Genomic DNA, 14,283 nt, shown 5'->3' with positions numbered 1-14,283 from the left:
CGGGCCGAGTCGCGGTCCACTGCCGTCGACGCGGAAGTCGCATCCGGCCGAGGGCCGTTCGGATGACGAATGTCCGGCGAAAAGCATCCGTGGGCGGTCGGCCGGCACCGGCGGTGACCCGGATGGCCGTTCGATGCCCGGGGCGCTGCCGCGCCGCGCGTGCCCCCTGTGGTCATATATTCCCTGGTGCGCTCGAGCGGCAGGCCGTCGTGGCCCTCGACCGCACCGGAGAACGGCCGCCAGGGCCGTATACCGTAGGCGTGGGCAAGCCCCACCGGAATAAGGAGATTGTGATGTCGACAGTCGAGCTGAACACCAACTTCGGCCGCATCGTGCTGGAACTCAACGACGCCGAGGCGCCCAAGACCGTCGAGAACTTCCTGGCGTACGTGGGCAACGGCCACTACGACGGCACGATTTTCCATCGGGTAATCAACGGCTTTATGGTCCAGGGCGGCGGTTTCACCCCGGACATGCAGCAGAAGCCCACCAAGGGCCCGATCCAGAATGAGGCCGACAACGGGCTGAAGAACAACGCCTACACCGTGGCGATGGCGCGGACGAGCGACCCGCACTCCGCAACGGCCCAGTTCTTCATCAACGTTTCGGACAACGCCTTCCTCAACTACTCGTCGAAGACCCCGAACGGCTGGGGCTACGCCGTGTTCGGCCGGGTCATCGAGGGCCAGGACGTCGTCGACTCCATCAAGGGCGTCAAGACCGGCAACCGGCAGGGCCACGGGGACGTCCCCAACGAGCCCGTGGTCATCGAGTCCGCCAAGGTGCTCGGCTGACGCACCCCGCAAGGGCGGCGCCGGCAGCCGGTGCCGCCCTGCGCCAAGCCGCCCGGCTCGCGCAGCCGACCGCTGCGGCGCCGCGGCACCGATCCGCCCGGATGCCTCAGGCCACCGCTCCCGTGCCGGAACCGAGCCCCCGCAGCACGGCGTCGATCCGTGCCACCACGGCCTCCTGCTGTGCCACCACGAAGAAGTGCCCGCCGGGATAGACCTCCAGCTCGAACCCGCCCTCGGTCTCCTCGGCCCAGACGCGGGCCTCGTCCGGCGTCACCCGGGGGTCGGCGTCCCCCGTCATCACGACGAAGGGGCAGCCCAACCGCGGTCCGGGCGTACGCCGGTAGGTCTCGATCGCATAGTAGTCGGCACGCAGCACGGGCAGGATGATCCGCTGAATCTCCTCGTCCTGGAGCAGTGCGGAATCGGTGCCGTCGAGCTTGGCCACCTCCGCGAGCACCGACGCGTCGTCGCCCTTGTGGACGGTGTCGATCCGCTCGATGGCCGGGCCCCGGCGGCCGGACACGATCAGTACCGCGGGCGGCCGCCCCGCGTTCTCCAGGAGACGGGCCAGCTCGAATCCGACCACAGCCCCCATGCTGTGCCCGAACAGCACCAGCGGCGTGTCCTCCGCGTCGTCCAGCGCATCGAACACCCCCTGCGCGAGTTCCTGGATGGAACGGGCCGGGTTCTCGTGCTGGCGGTCCTGGCGGCCGGGGTACTGCACCGCACGCACGTCCACCGCCGGCGACAGCGCTTTGGAAACGGGGAAGAAGAAGCTCGCGGAGCCGCCGGCGTGCGGCAGACAGAGCAGCCGGGGCGCTCCCGGTGCCGGCTGATGGAAGCTGCGCAGCCACGGCGTGTGTTGTGCCCTGTACCGGTCGGCCATGTGTCCCCCTCGGCGGAACGTTCTCGATCGTGCTGTGTGCGATACGTGCTTGTACGCACGGTACTTGGGTGGTCGGCGCCAGTCGCAGGGCGCCTGGGCGCAAGGCCGGGAAGTGCGCGACCGGCCTGAGGACGCTGGACAGCGACCCCACGACTGCCTAGCCTTATCGTCCAGAGATGGACAGAAAGTCGAACACCGAGTGGACGAGGGTGCCCATGGACCACCGCGCGGACGACACGCAAAGCCGCGACGAGTGCGCGGAGACCGACGAGTGCGCGGGGACCCTGGCAACCACCCACATCGACGGCGGCGCCACCACCGTCACCGACGCCGACGAGCACCTCATCCGGGAGGCCGAGAAGATCGCCGTGGCGCTGGGCCGCATGTTCCCGGGGCTGTGCGAGGTGGTGCTGCACGACCTGCGGAACCCAGGCCACGCGATCCGGGCCATCGAGAACAACCTGTCCGGCCGTCAGGTAGGCGACGCGGCAACGGAGTTGGGCCTGGCCCGGATCGCCGACCCGCACTATCCGAGCGTCGTACAGAACTACCCCAACCGGTTTCCCGACGGCCGCCCGGCGAAGAGCACGTCCATCGGCATCAAGAACGCCGCGGGCGAGTATGTCGCGGCGCTGTGCCTGAACCTGGACGTGTCCGTCCTGTCGCCGGTGACCCTCGCGCTGTCCAACCTCGTGGCGACGGACACCGAGCACCGCGACCAGCCTCTGGAGACCCTGCGCGACCGTACCGCGCGCGAGCTGCGCCAGGCCGTCGAGACCCATGCCGCCGAGCGTGCCGCAACGCCCAGGTCGCTGAGCCGGGAGGACAAGAAGGCATTGGTACGCCAATTGCAGCGCGACGGCTACTTCGACTCGCGCGACGCCGCGCAGACCATCGCCGACCTGCTCGGCGTGTCCCGGGCGACGGTCTACAACTACGCGAAGTGAAGGGCCGCTCGCTCATGACCAACACCCCCTCCCCCTCCCCCTCTTCCGCCGCCGCCCGCACCCTGGCCGGACCGGACACCCCATTCGCCGTGGTCGACGTGCACCGGACGCGGCGCAACGTCGCACGGCTGCGGGCCAGGGCCGGCCGGCTCAGGGTCGCCCTGCGCCCCCATGTGAAGACGGCCAAGAGTCTCGACGCCGCCGCCCTTCTGCACGACGGCGCTCCCGGTCCCGTCACCGTCTCCACCCTCGCCGAGGCCGAGGCGTTCGCCGACGCCGGCCACACCGACATCACCTACGCCGTCGGTATCGCCCCGCACAAACTTCCGCGCGTCATCGCCTTGTTGCGTCGTGGTGTCACCCTGCGCGTGCTGCTCGACAGCACCGAGCAGGCCACGTTCGTCGCCGCTGCCGCACGCGAGGCCCGCATCGCCGTCCCGGCCCTGATCGAGATCGACTGCGACGGCCACCGCGGCGGACTGAAGCCCGACGCGCCCGGGCTTCCCGGGATCGGCTGCCTCCTGCACGAGGCGGGGTGCCTGGACGGTGTGCTGACCCATGCGGGCGAGTCGTACTTCGCACGTGGCCCCGAGGAACAGCGGCTGGCCGCGAAGAACGAACGCGACGCCGCCGTGTCCGCGGCCGAACGGCTCCGCGCCGAGGGCCTGCCGGTGCGGACCGTCAGTGTGGGCTCCACGCCGACCGCCCATGCCGCCGATGACCTCACCGGGGTCACCGAACTCCGCGCCGGCAACTACGTCTTCTTCGACCTGGTCATGGCGGGCCTCGGCGTCTGTGCCCTCGACGACCTCGCGCTGTCGGTCGTCGTCACCGTCATCGGCCACCGCCCCGAGTACGGGTGGATCGTCACCGACGGCGGCTGGATGGCGATGTCCCGCGACCGCGGCACCGCCGCCCAGGCGCAGGACCAGGGCTACGGCCTGGTCGCCGATCTGCACGGCACCCTGATCCCCGGCCTGGTCATGACGGCCGCGAGTCAGGAGCACGGCACCCTCACCGCCCGCGACGGCGGCACTCTGCCGGACCTGCCCATCGGCACCCGCCTGCGCATCCTCCCCAACCACGCCTGCGCCACCGCCGCCCAGCACCACGGCTACCACGTCGTCGACGGTTCCCAGGACACCGCTGCCGCCCCCACGATCGAAGCCTTCTGGCCCCGGGTCACCGGCTGGTGAGCCGCCCCCCCCTTCGTCCCGCCACCGCGCCCCACTACGCCAAAGGACCCTCATGGCTGCCGCACTGCCCGTATCCTTCGACGACGTCCGCGAGGCCGCCGCACGCCTCAATGGTGTCGCCCACCGCACCCCCGTCCTCACCTCCCGCACCCTGAACTCCCTCGTCGGTGCACAGGTGTTCATCAAGGCCGAGAACTTCCAGCGGGTCGGGGCATTCAAGTTCCGCGGTGCGTACAACGCCGCAGCCCAGCTGTCGCCCGAGCAGCGGGCGAAGGGCATCGCGGCCTACTCCTCCGGCAACCACGCCCAGGCCACCGCACTGGCCGCCCGCGAGCTGGGCACCAGGGCCGTCATCCTGATGCCCGAGGACGCGCCCCGCTCCAAGCTGGCGGCGACCGCCGGGTACGGCGCGGAGATCGTCACGTACGACCGCTACACCGAGGACCGCACCGCGCTCGGCCACGCCTTGGCCGAGGATCGCGGCCTGGCCCTGATCCCGCCCTACGACCACCCGCACGTCATCGCCGGCCAGGGCACGGCCGCCCTCGAACTCCTCGAGGAGGCGGGCCCGTTGGACGCGCTCGTGGTACCCGTGGGAGGCGGCGGCCTCATCGCCGGCAGCGCCGTCGCGGCCACGGCGCTGCACCCCGGCATCCGTGTCATCGGCGTCGAGCCGGAGGCCGGTGACGACACCAAGCGCTCCCTGGAGAGCGGCGCACGCGTGACCGTCCCGGTGCCCCGTACGATCGCCGACGGACAGGCTCTGCCCACCCCGGGCGAGATCACCTTCCCGATCAACCAGCGCCTGGTCGACGGTATCGCCCTGGTCGGCGACGCCGAGATCGTCAGCGCCCTGCGATTCGCCTTCGAACGCCTGAAGATCGTCCTCGAACCCAGCGGCGCCACGCCCCTGGCGGCCCTCCTGGCCGGCCGTGTCGACAACCCGCCGCGGCGGATCGGCGTCATCGCGTCCGGCGGCAACATCGATACGCGTCGCTTCTGCGAACTCGTCGCCGACTGACCGCTCCCGGCCCGCGCCGGCGGCCGACCGCGCCGCCACCGAAACATCTTTACGTGCCCCTGACAATTCAGGTATTCCGTGGCACGCTGCCTCACGCACGTCTGTTCGCACTGCTCTTCGTTCCCCCACCCTGCCCGGACCCGACCAGTCCCGGCACGGCAGAAGGAGACCTGCGTGAGACGCCATCGCACTGCCACGGGCATACTGCTGGCCGTAGGAGCCCTGTTCACCGGCGGCCTCGGTTACGCCGGCGCCGCCGAAGCGGCACCGGACGCGGCGCCGTCCGGGCCGTCGGCCGCCGCCCGCACCGCCTCGACAGCCGAACAGCACAAGGCCCGCACGTTCTGGACAGCCGAGCGCATGCGCAGCGCCACCCCCCTCGACCTGCTACTGACCAAGCAGGCCGCGGGGACCGTCAAGGCCCCGGTGACCCACGGCCGTTCGACCACCGTGGCACCGACCGCCGCCCTCGCCTCCTTCCCGCAGGCCGGTGGCGCATGGACCGGCGGCGGTGCCGTCGTCCCGACCTCGGGACGGGTGTTCTTCACCTTCCAGGGCCGCACCGCATCCTGCACCGGCAACGCCGTGACCAGCCAGAACGCCAGCACCGTCATCACGGCCGGCCACTGTGTGAAGTACCAGGGCAGCTGGCACACCAACTGGGTGTTCGTGCCGGGCTACAACAACGGCAATGCACCGTACGGCCAGTGGACCGCCGCCAAGACGCTGACGACCCCGCAATGGGAAGCGAGCGAGGACATCAACAACGACGTCGGCGCCGCGGTCGTCAGCCCCCTGAACGGCAGGACGCTCACCTCGGTCGTCGGTGCACAAGGCATCCAGTTCAACGGCGGCTACAACAAGCCGATGTACTCCTTCGGCTTCCCGGCCGCGTCGCCGTACGACGGCACGAAGCTGATCTACTGCAGCGGCAACAGCTCGAAGGACTTCCTCTTCACGCAGGATCACAGCCTCGCCTGCAACATGACGGGCGGATCCAGCGGTGGCCCCTGGTTCACCGGCTTCAACGAGGCGACCGGCACCGGTCTGCAGGTCTCCGTGAACAGCTTCGGCTACACGTTCCTGCCGAACCGTATGTTCGGTCCCTACTTCGGGGACGTGGCCAAGGCCCTGTACGACAAGGCCCAGGCCTCCTAGCACCGTCCGTCGACCGCTCTGCCCGCCGAACCACGTCACTCGTCCGCGGTCGCGCCGCCGTCGTCAGCGGCGGCGCGGCCGGTGTGCGCGATCCGGGCCAGGTCGGTCATGAGCGAGGCCAGCCAGGAGACGGTCGCGTAGTAGCGTCGCGGGGCGCCGGGCGGCTCGGCTGCGAAGCCTGCGAGGGCCGGGTCCATCATCGGTACCGAAGCCGGGGTGTCGTCTCCCGGGTCCAGCGCCGCCGAGACCAGCAGCATCCGCCCGGCCACGCGCTCCCCCAGCACGCCTGCCGACTCGGCCGACGGTGGGCTCAGCGTGGTCCGCGGCGGCTCCAGCAACCGTGCGGACCCCCAGAGGGTGTGGTGCCCGGTGATCAGCGTGGCCTGCCAGTCCATGTCGGGCAGCTCGGTCCTGTGCCTCTGGGGCTCCATCCGCGGCGGCTCGCTCTGGTACTGCGCATAAGCCGACTCCGCGAGGATGACGGCACGTTGCAGCGACCGGTGACCGGACGGCCCCTGCTGGGTGGCCCCCGCCGCCCCGCCGGCGACCGTGGCACTGGTCGCGACGACGATCTCCGCGGCTCTGCGCATCAGTTCCGCCGCCGCGTAGCGCAGTTCGTCATGGGCACCGCGGGGCCAGGCCAGCACACCGAAGACGGCGCCGATCGCACTGCCGATCAGCACGTCGAGCATCCGGACCTCGGCCAGCCGCCAGGTCGGCGGCGCCAGCTGGGCGAAGACCAGGGCCACGAGGACGGTGAAGAGGCCCTGGGCCCAGCCGACGCCCCGCACGGGACCCACCGTGAAGGCGAACAGCATCCACAGCGGGAGCATGACGGCGTAGACGACGGTGTGCGGACCGACGCCGATCAGTATGCCGGCGGTCACCAGGGCCCCGGCCAGTGTGCCCGCGAGTGCCACGCGGATGGTGCTCCACGTCTGGTCCACGGTGGTACGGACGAGGGTGAGCGTCGCCAGCATGGCCCAGAACCCGTGGGGCAGGGTGTCCACCCCGGCCACCAGCCGGACCGCCGTCAGGGCCAGCGCGATACGCACCGCGTTCTGGAAGAACACCGACCGCCGCCCGGCATGGCCGCGCAGCCGGTGCCACCACAGGACCGGAGCCGGGACCGTCGCGTACCAGAAGCGGCCGGGCGCCGTCTCCATCGAGGTGTGCCGGCCCCGTACCGCCAGATCGGCCGCCGTGGCCATGGCCAGCGCCGCGTCGGCGATCTCCAGCACGGCGGCGTGACGGCGCAGCACGGCGGGCGCCAGACCGGCGACGGGACCGGACCCGTCGGGCGGGTGGCCGACGACCGCCCCCTCCGGACCGCGGCCGACGCCGGCCCCGGCGGACGCGTGACCGGCGCTCGCCTCGGCTGCCGGGTGGCCGGCGTCCGTCCCGGCGGGAGGAGCGCCCTCGGAGCGGTCGGACAGGTGTGCGCGGGCCGCGACCAGGTCCGCGTACTCCGCCGTGGGGGGTGGCCCGGCCCGCAGGCAGGCCGCGGTCGCCGCCGCCAGTCGCGCCACGGCGTCCAGTACGGCGGTCACCTCGCGGTCCGGCTCCTCCCCCGGCGTGGCGGGCAGCTGCACCAGCCGGCTGAGCAGGGTTCGGGTGGTGAGGCCGGTGTGGGTGAGTGCCCGATCGCGCACCCCGGGCCCCGCCGGCCGCTCGGCCTCCGGCTGGTTGCGGTCACGCAGCGCCTGGCTCGCCCGGTGCTCCGCCTGGATGTCCGCGGCGGTCAGGGCGTAGGGGGGTGCGGCCAGCAGCCGCGCGCACCGTTGCGCGGTCAGCGCGCCGCGGGCCGCCCGTTCCCGGTACGTCGGCGGGCGGGGCTCGGGGAAGAGGAGCGCCTCCGCGGCGATCAGCAGGACCGCCCCGGTGGTCGTGCCGATCAGCCGCTCGGCGAGCGAGCCGGGATCGTACGGCGGGAACGACGGCAGGATGTAGAGCAGTTGCAGCCCCGGCGCCGCCCCTGCCGGGCGCGGTCCGCCCACGGCGGAGAAGGCCAGCGCGAAGCCGATCACCAGCATGCCGGTCACCGCGCTCCAGGTCCGTACGGACAGGTAGGTGCCGACGGTCACGAGCAGCCAGCACACCGGCAGCAGGCGCAGGATCAGCGCGGAGCGCTGCGGGCCGGTGCCGGGGATCCTGGACAGGCCGCCCAGTGCGATCGCGGTGAACAGCGCGTAGGTCGCCGCCACGGGGAGGCCGAAGCCGTAGCGGAAGAGGTAGAAGCCGGTTGCGGCAGCGAGCATCACGCGCAGGGCGCGACGAGCGGAGGCGGCGTAGGCCGCCGGCAGCCGGCTCACTAGGACACCCCACACCCCTCCAGAATCACCCACCGCCTGGCCCCCGGCACCTTCCCCGGGCACCGCGGGCCGGCCCCCAGCTGCGCTCCCGCCTTCGCTGACCTGCGAATCTGCGGGAACCGCGAGGTCTGCGGATGCTATGTTCGCCGCCGAGGCCGACGGGACGAGGGGACGTACTCATGGCCCGGCGACCACCGGAAACTTCTCCGAGGAGCCACGTGACCAGCCGAGTCGTCTTCGTCTCGCCCGCGACGAGCCCGTCACTGCGGCAGGCCCGCTTCTACGGCGGTGACTCGATCGACGCCATCGGCGCGGCCCGCGCCCGCTCGGCGGCCGGTTCGCTGCCGACCGCTGCCCGGGCGGCCGCTTCCCCGAGCGCGCGCTGCCGGGAGACGGCGGCGGCGCTCGGCCTCGACGCCGTGGAGACGGCCGACTTGAGAGCTCTGGATGTGGGCCGGTGGCGGGGCCGCACCTTGGAGGACGTGGGAGCCGCGGAACCGGAGGCGGTGGGCCGGTGGCTCACCGATCCCGGCTGGGCGGCACACGGCGGGGAGTCGGTCCAGCACGTGTGCGAGCGGGTCGGGCGCTGGCTGGACGGCATGCGGGACCGGGACGGCCGTACGCTCGCCGTGGTCGAGCCGGAGGTCGTACGGGCCGCGGTCGTCCAGGTGCTGGACCTGCCCGCTGCCGCCTTCTGGCGGCTCGACGTACCCCCGCTGACGGCAACGGAACTCAGCGGACGGGCCGGGCGGTGGAATCTGCGCCTCGGACAGCCCTTGGCCGGGCCGGGCACCAGCCCCTGAGTGCGGTCCCCGCCGTCAGGCGGCCCCGTGCCGGTGCCGGTGCAGCAGGGCCGCGACGGCGCAGCGCAGGCAGTCGGTGCCTGCGTCGGCCTCTGCCGCTCGGTGCGCGGGGCAGGACGCCGGGCATGGGGACGGCACCGTGGTGTTCCGTTCACCGCAGTCCGCCGGGGCCTCGACCAGGGTCTGCAACTCCTCCAGGAGCCGTTCGGTCCGCTTCGCCTGCTGGGCGAGCACGCGCACCCGGGCGCTCTGGCCGCCTATCTGCCGTCGGCTGGCGACGAGTTGCTCGTACTCCTGGACGGTGAGGGCGACCGCCTCGCGCCCACCGAGGGTGATGCGGCGCGGCTGGGGGTGTCTGGCCACTCGGTTCCTCCGCTCCTCGCCGGGGTGGATCGCGTCGGATCAGCCGGGTCCTGTGCCATGGCGGTGATCCCGTGCGCATCGGTGTCCGGGGAACGCCAGAGGGCCCCCGGATGGTTCCGAGGGGCCCTCTGTTGTCCGGAAGGAATCAGCGCGCGGCCGGAACCGTCTGCCCGGACGCGGCCGTCGCCGGCTTGGGGTTCAGCAGACGCTCGGCCAACTCACCGAAGGCGAGCCCGAATCCGGTCCACAGCACGGCCTGGATGGCCAGCGCGGACAGGCGGAACCGCCACAGCAGGGCGGCCGGGAAGTCCTTCGGCACCTCGTTGATGACCGGCAGGAACTCGTACGCCAGCCCGACCACGACGACGAACGCCGCCACCGCCACCACGGTCGCCCACCACGTGCCCAGAGCAGGCGCCAGGCGCTTGCCCAGGATGGTCGCGGCGACCGCCAGCAGCACACTGAGCACCATCATCAGGAAGTACAGGGTGGTCCGCTTGCCGATGGTGTCCGGGTCGCCCACCGACGGCGGGTTGGCCGGGTACTTCATGAACGGCACCACATAGACGGCCAGCAGCGCGCTGCCCGACAGCAGCAGTGCTGTGGCCCGCGGGCCGAAACGGCCGACACGGCCCAGGGCGAAGCAGAACGCGAGCGCGGCGATACCGCCGAAGGCGACCCCGTAGACGAGGACACCGGTGGCGAGGCCGGCCGTGGACTGCACGGAGCGGGAGACGACTTCCATCTCGTGCTCGTGTGAGTGGGCGTCCTCGAAGCTGATCGCCTTGTCGACGCTCGGCTCACCGAGGAAGTAGGCCACGATCAGGGCGAGCACACCGGCGGCGAGGCCGGCGAGCATGCCCCGCACGAGAAGGTTTCTTACCGTTGCGGAGTTCATGAGCGTACGGAGTCCCTCGCGTCAGTGGCAGGGGAAGCCGAGCAGGTGCCGGCCGTCGTGCACCCATTCGTGCACGTCCGTGCCGCTGAACACCGAGGTGGCGCCCTGCTCGGCGCCGACGAAGTACAGCAGGACCAGCATCAGGATGCCGAAGAAGACCGCCCAGGGAGCTATCGCCTTCAGCGGCAGCGTCGCGGGAACGGCGGGGTTGGTGGCTGTCGGCTGGGCGACGGTCTGCGCCATGGCAGAACCTCCTCTGGGAGTTCGCGTCCCATCTCGGTGGTGCACAGGACGACGGCCACGGGTCTGACTCACGAGCACCTTCCGGAGCCCGCATACAGTGGCGCGACCGTGCCGGATTCCCACCGGCTTCCGTCTCGCCGTCGTCGATATCGCACAGACCGTACCGCGTGACACGCGCACGGCCAAGACCGCACCCATCAGGCGTGATCTTCCTCTCCCGCGGGGCAGAGGGGCCCGGGGCGCGTGGGTCACCGGTGGCGGAACTTTGCCGGGTGCATGCCGAGTTCACTGCCGCACGAGCGAGGTCGCCGGGCCGGACCTGCCGGCTCACCGTGCGGCCTCACCCCCACCACGGTCGTAGGAACCCTTACGGCCACGGCGTAGGAACCCACACGTCCACGGCCCAAGCCACCACACGGCCCCCACACGTCCGCAGCCCAAGCCACCACACATACACGGCCCAAGCCCCCCACATGTACAGGGCCTTACCGCCCGCGCACGTCCACGGCCCGTCAGGAACCGACACGACGCCGCGGTGGCGTGAAGGCGTACAGGTCGAGGATGTCCGGCAGGGGAGCCACGCCCGGGCCGCCGGCATGCACCCAGGTGACGATGTCCTCGGTCGCGTCGGCATCGTTGACGAGCCCCAGCCAGACCGGCCGCGCACCGGCGGCCCGGCCCGCGGCGGACGGCTGTACGACGATGACGTTTGCCTGATCGCACACGTCGAGACACTCGGAGACGCGCACCGGCACCTCCGCCCGCAGGCGCGCGGTCTGCGCCGCGTGATCGACACCGGTCACCTTGGGACTGCCGCAGCAGCAGTCCCGGCACACGACGACCCGGCACGGCGCCGAACCACTCCGTACCACAGCCCCGTTCGCTGCCTCGTCCACCGACTTCTCGGGCACGCCGCGCCACTCCCCTCCCGGGGAGATCCGCCCCGGTGTTCCGTGAGGAGGCGACCGCGTGAGTCTCCTGGCTCCCGGGTCATCGCTTCGCCCCGCCTTCCCGCCCCGGGCCCCGGGGCGGTGGCATGCCGGAACTCGCTCACCGGTCACAGTGGCGGGACCGCGCCGGATTCACACCGGCTTCCTCGGACCGCCGTCGCCTTATGTCGCCGATCATCATTCCATCACCGGCGACGAGAAACCATGCCACGGTCCGTCACCACCGGGTCCGGCAGGCCGGCCCTCCCCCCACCACACCTCCCATGGCAGCACTACGGCCGACCGCGCCGCCACGGCTGACGCCGGGAAAGCCCGAACCCCGCACCACGGCCGACCGCGCCGTCACGGCTGACGCCGGGAAACCCCGACCCGTCACGCACTACGGCCGACCGCGCCGTCGATCCGTGCTTCGAGTTCCCGCGCGCCGCGGTCCGGTGGCTCCCCACCTGAAGCCAGGCCCGGCTCCGGCGTCCTGGTCCTCGCGCCCGGTGCCGGACCGCTCGGCCCGACCGCCGCCCGCCGGGCCGGTAAACCTCGCGGCCGGTGACTTCGCCCGTTTCCCCCGGCAAAACCGCCCGCCACTCACCCGAATTGTCTAATGACGGAACGTGAACCCCTTGTGCCGACTGGCTTGTCCCCCATTCGGAGTTGCAGCCGTACGGGGGACATGAGTCCGTGGGATGCGTGTCCTGCCGGATCTCATCATCAGGAGGAGACATGGGCATGAACCATGAAGGCCGACCGGCCGACAAGCTGAGCGTCGTTTTCGCGGTCCGTGTGATCGAGGGCGGCGAGCAGGGGTTCCTGGACCTGTACGAGCACCTCAGGAAGTCCGTGGCGAGCAGCCCCGGTCACATCGTCGAGCGGCTCGGTGAACCCGCCGACGACTCCCGTCAGTGGGTCATCACCAGCGAGTGGGAGTCCGCCGAGCAGTTCTTCGCCTGGCAGCAGAGCGAGGAGCACCGCGAGCTGGTGGCGCCGCTGCGCGAGTGGGTCGACCAGCGGCAGTCGCTGCGGTTCCGGGTGATCAAGGAGACCAAGGGGGTGGCGTCATGACGCCACACACCACCAACGGCCCGGTCGCCGTGCTCGGGCTCGGCGCAATGGGTGCCGGCCTGGCCGGTCGCCTCCTCGACCAGGGAATCAAGGTCCGGGTCTGGAACCGTACCGCGGAGCGGATCGCGCCGCTTGCCGAGGCGGGCGCCCACGCCGCCGCACATCCCGCCGACGCCGTCGCGGGTACGAGCGCCGCCATCTGTGTCGTCGCCGACGGCGAAGCCCTCGGCGACGTGCTCCGCGGCCCGGACGGCGTGCTGGCCAAGGGCCCCTACCCGGGCGTCCTCATCTGCGCCAGCACCGTCTCCCCCGACGAGGTCGTCCAGATCGCGGGGGACGTCCCCTCGGTCCTGGACGTCGGCATGCTCGGCAACCGGGACCACGCCCGCGACGGTGAACTGCGGTTGTTCGCCGGCGGCGAGGAGAAGGCGTTCCACGCCGTCCGCCCTGTGCTGCAGTTGCTGGCCAAGGAGGTCGTCCATCTGGGCGCACTCGGTTCCGGCATGCGGATGAAGCTGCTCCTCAACCTGCTGATGGGCATCGAGGTGCAGGCGCTGGCCGAGGCCAGTGAGCTGGCGGCGGCCTGCGGCCTCGACCGTCAGCTGGTCCTGAAGACGATCGCGGGCAGCGGTTTCGCCTCGCCGGTCATGGCGTTCAAGTCGAGGCGCATAGCCGCCGGCCGCTTCGAGGAGCCGGACTTCCGGCTGCGGCTGATGGCGAAAGACCTCATGCTCGCTACCAAGCAGGCAGCAGCAGTCGGCCTGAGTCTGCCGCTGGCGTCCGCCGCGGCGGAGACCCACGTCCGCGCCACCGAGCGAGGACTGGGCGACCAGGACTGTGCCGCGGTCGTCCGCGCACTCGCACCGAAACCGGAAACCGACACGTGATCATCGACATTCACGGGCACCTGTCCCCACCGGAGGCGGCCAAGCGCTTCCCCATGCCCCCGAGCCTCACCGACGTCGACGGCATGCTCGCCGCTCGCGCCGAGGCCGGAATCGACCTCACCATCATCGGCAGCCCCGTCGGGGCCGGCGCGATGGCGCGGGTTCCGGGCGTCGACAACTACGCGCAACCACGCGACCGGCTGCGCGGCTTCCACGCCTGGATGGCAGGCCTGATCCGCAGGTTCCCGGACCAGTTGCGCGGCTACGTGTACGCCAACCCGTTCGGGGACGACGATCACCTCGAAGGAGTGCGGGAGACCCTCGCGGACCCCGCCTTCGTCGGCCTGATCACGACGTCCAGCGTTCACGGGGAGCTGCTCGGCTCGCAGCGGGCCGACTCCTTCTTCGCGCTGGCCGCGGAGGCGGGGGTGCCGGTCCTGGTGCACGCGCCGGCCGAACCGGTCGGCACGGAACGGGTCGACGAGATCGGCTTCGTCGAGCAGATCGGCCGGTTCGGTGACGTCACGATGGGCATGGCCATGATCGCGTTCGCGGGGTGGCTGGACAAGTACCCGGGGCTGCGGTTGATCGGCGCAACCGGCGGCGGCGCGATGGCGCTGCTGCCGGAGCGCCTGCAGACGGCGGCGGGGGGGGGGGGAGGGGGGGGGGGGGGGGGAGGTGGGGGGGGGGGTGGGGGGGGGGAGGGGGGGGGTGGAGGCGAGGGGGGGTGGGGTGAGAAGAGAGGGAGGAGTATGAGTAGATGCGCGCA

Annotated in this window: 15 protein-coding genes and 1 riboswitch; of the genes, 9 read left to right on the top strand and 6 right to left on the bottom strand. The window is 71.7% G+C overall.

Annotated elements, in window-relative coordinates; genetic code table 11:
• Positions 1-293: 293 nt before the first annotated feature.
• On the top strand, positions 294-794 hold the full coding sequence (locus ACZ4SF_RS28465) for a peptidylprolyl isomerase (protein ID WP_468389547.1): 501 nt from the start codon (positions 294-296) through the stop codon (positions 792-794).
• 106 nt (positions 795-900) lie between these two features.
• Here the strand turns inward: ACZ4SF_RS28465 and ACZ4SF_RS28460 are convergent, their stop codons facing one another.
• Positions 901-1,680 carry a thioesterase II family protein gene (locus ACZ4SF_RS28460; RefSeq protein ID WP_468389544.1) on the bottom strand — a complete coding sequence of 260 codons (780 nt, stop codon included), beginning with the start codon at positions 1,678-1,680 and terminating at the stop codon, positions 901-903.
• A gap of 176 nt (positions 1,681-1,856) precedes the next feature.
• Between ACZ4SF_RS28460 and ACZ4SF_RS28455 the strand changes: the two genes are divergently transcribed.
• The 4 genes from ACZ4SF_RS28455 (at position 1,857) to ACZ4SF_RS28440 (ending at position 6,002) form a co-directional block, all read left to right on the top strand.
• Positions 1,857-2,627: a helix-turn-helix transcriptional regulator gene (locus ACZ4SF_RS28455; RefSeq protein WP_468389541.1), complete on the top strand. Its 771-nt coding sequence runs from the start codon at positions 1,857-1,859 to the stop codon at positions 2,625-2,627.
• A 14-nt stretch (positions 2,628-2,641) separates the two neighbouring features.
• On the top strand, positions 2,642-3,823 hold the full coding sequence (locus ACZ4SF_RS28450) for an alanine racemase (RefSeq protein WP_468389538.1): 1,182 nt from the start codon (positions 2,642-2,644) through the stop codon (positions 3,821-3,823).
• A gap of 52 nt (positions 3,824-3,875) precedes the next feature.
• Positions 3,876-4,844: a threo-3-hydroxy-L-aspartate ammonia-lyase gene (locus ACZ4SF_RS28445; protein WP_468389535.1), complete on the top strand. Its 969-nt coding sequence runs from the start codon at positions 3,876-3,878 to the stop codon at positions 4,842-4,844.
• 174 nt (positions 4,845-5,018) lie between these two features.
• A complete protein-coding gene (locus tag ACZ4SF_RS28440) occupies positions 5,019-6,002 on the top strand; it encodes a trypsin-like serine peptidase (protein WP_468389532.1) in 984 nt (327 codons plus the stop codon).
• Between the two features lie 35 nt (positions 6,003-6,037).
• Here the strand turns inward: ACZ4SF_RS28440 and ACZ4SF_RS28435 are convergent, their stop codons facing one another.
• Positions 6,038-8,260, bottom strand: a complete 2,223-nt coding sequence (locus ACZ4SF_RS28435; protein ID WP_468390107.1) for an FUSC family protein — start codon at positions 8,258-8,260, stop codon at positions 6,038-6,040.
• 272 nt (positions 8,261-8,532) lie between these two features.
• On the opposite strand from ACZ4SF_RS28435, the gene ACZ4SF_RS28430 reads away from it, so the two are divergent.
• Positions 8,533-9,117 (top strand): histidine phosphatase family protein, encoded by a 585-nt coding sequence (locus ACZ4SF_RS28430; RefSeq protein WP_468389529.1) that lies wholly within the window; start codon positions 8,533-8,535, stop codon positions 9,115-9,117.
• Between the two features lie 15 nt (positions 9,118-9,132).
• Here the strand turns inward: ACZ4SF_RS28430 and ACZ4SF_RS28425 are convergent, their stop codons facing one another.
• The 4 genes from ACZ4SF_RS28425 to ACZ4SF_RS28410 all read right to left on the bottom strand — a co-directional run bounded on the left by ACZ4SF_RS28425 (position 9,133) and on the right by ACZ4SF_RS28410 (position 11,517).
• On the bottom strand, positions 9,133-9,480 hold the full coding sequence (locus ACZ4SF_RS28425; protein WP_468389527.1) for a hypothetical protein: 348 nt from the start codon (positions 9,478-9,480) through the stop codon (positions 9,133-9,135).
• A gap of 145 nt (positions 9,481-9,625) precedes the next feature.
• Positions 9,626-10,378: a CbtA family protein gene (locus ACZ4SF_RS28420; RefSeq protein ID WP_468389524.1), complete on the bottom strand. Its 753-nt coding sequence runs from the start codon at positions 10,376-10,378 to the stop codon at positions 9,626-9,628.
• Positions 10,379-10,399: 21 nt separating this feature from the next.
• A complete protein-coding gene (locus ACZ4SF_RS28415) occupies positions 10,400-10,621 on the bottom strand; it encodes a CbtB domain-containing protein (RefSeq protein ID WP_468389521.1) in 222 nt (73 codons plus the stop codon).
• 512 nt (positions 10,622-11,133) lie between these two features.
• Positions 11,134-11,517: a (2Fe-2S) ferredoxin domain-containing protein gene (locus ACZ4SF_RS28410; RefSeq protein ID WP_468390104.1), complete on the bottom strand. Its 384-nt coding sequence runs from the start codon at positions 11,515-11,517 to the stop codon at positions 11,134-11,136.
• A 55-nt stretch (positions 11,518-11,572) separates the two neighbouring features.
• A riboswitch (cobalamin riboswitch) is annotated at positions 11,573-11,786 on the bottom strand.
• A 502-nt stretch (positions 11,787-12,288) separates the two neighbouring features.
• Here ACZ4SF_RS28410 and ACZ4SF_RS28405 point away from each other — a divergent pair.
• The 3 genes from ACZ4SF_RS28405 to ACZ4SF_RS28395 form a co-directional block, all read left to right on the top strand.
• Positions 12,289-12,627, top strand: coding sequence for an antibiotic biosynthesis monooxygenase family protein (locus tag ACZ4SF_RS28405; RefSeq protein WP_468389518.1), 339 nt, complete (start codon positions 12,289-12,291; stop codon positions 12,625-12,627).
• On the top strand, positions 12,624-13,514 hold the full coding sequence (locus tag ACZ4SF_RS28400) for an NAD(P)-dependent oxidoreductase (RefSeq protein WP_468389515.1): 891 nt from the start codon (positions 12,624-12,626) through the stop codon (positions 13,512-13,514). The genes ACZ4SF_RS28405 and ACZ4SF_RS28400 overlap by 4 nt, the downstream gene beginning before the upstream one ends.
• The coding region (locus ACZ4SF_RS28395; RefSeq protein WP_468389512.1) for an amidohydrolase family protein at positions 13,511-14,283 on the top strand (773 nt) is incomplete at its 3' end. The genes ACZ4SF_RS28400 and ACZ4SF_RS28395, both read left to right, overlap by 4 nt.

Source organism: Streptomyces sp. NPDC027663 (assembly GCF_055566415.1).
This window is presented reverse-complemented; position numbering and strand designations above follow the sequence as displayed.

Bases quoted from the DNA above. Each gene is read 5' to 3' on its own strand.
- ACZ4SF_RS28445 (WP_468389535.1), top strand. From the start codon at position 3,876: ATGGCTGCCGCACTGCCCGTATCCTTCGACGACGTCCGCGAGGCCGCC.
- ACZ4SF_RS28400 (WP_468389515.1), top strand. From the start codon at position 12,624: ATGACGCCACACACCACCAACGGCCCGGTCGCCGTGCTCGGGCTCGGC.
- ACZ4SF_RS28415 (WP_468389521.1), bottom strand. From the start codon at position 10,621: ATGGCGCAGACCGTCGCCCAGCCGACAGCCACCAACCCCGCCGTTCCC.
- ACZ4SF_RS28450 (WP_468389538.1), top strand. From the start codon at position 2,642: ATGACCAACACCCCCTCCCCCTCCCCCTCTTCCGCCGCCGCCCGCACC.
- ACZ4SF_RS28405 (WP_468389518.1), top strand. From the start codon at position 12,289: ATGGGCATGAACCATGAAGGCCGACCGGCCGACAAGCTGAGCGTCGTT.
- ACZ4SF_RS28465 (WP_468389547.1), top strand. From the start codon at position 294: ATGTCGACAGTCGAGCTGAACACCAACTTCGGCCGCATCGTGCTGGAA.
- ACZ4SF_RS28420 (WP_468389524.1), bottom strand. From the start codon at position 10,378: ATGAACTCCGCAACGGTAAGAAACCTTCTCGTGCGGGGCATGCTCGCC.
- ACZ4SF_RS28435 (WP_468390107.1), bottom strand. From the start codon at position 8,260: ATGCTCGCTGCCGCAACCGGCTTCTACCTCTTCCGCTACGGCTTCGGC.
- ACZ4SF_RS28455 (WP_468389541.1), top strand. From the start codon at position 1,857: ATGGACAGAAAGTCGAACACCGAGTGGACGAGGGTGCCCATGGACCAC.
- ACZ4SF_RS28460 (WP_468389544.1), bottom strand. From the start codon at position 1,680: ATGGCCGACCGGTACAGGGCACAACACACGCCGTGGCTGCGCAGCTTC.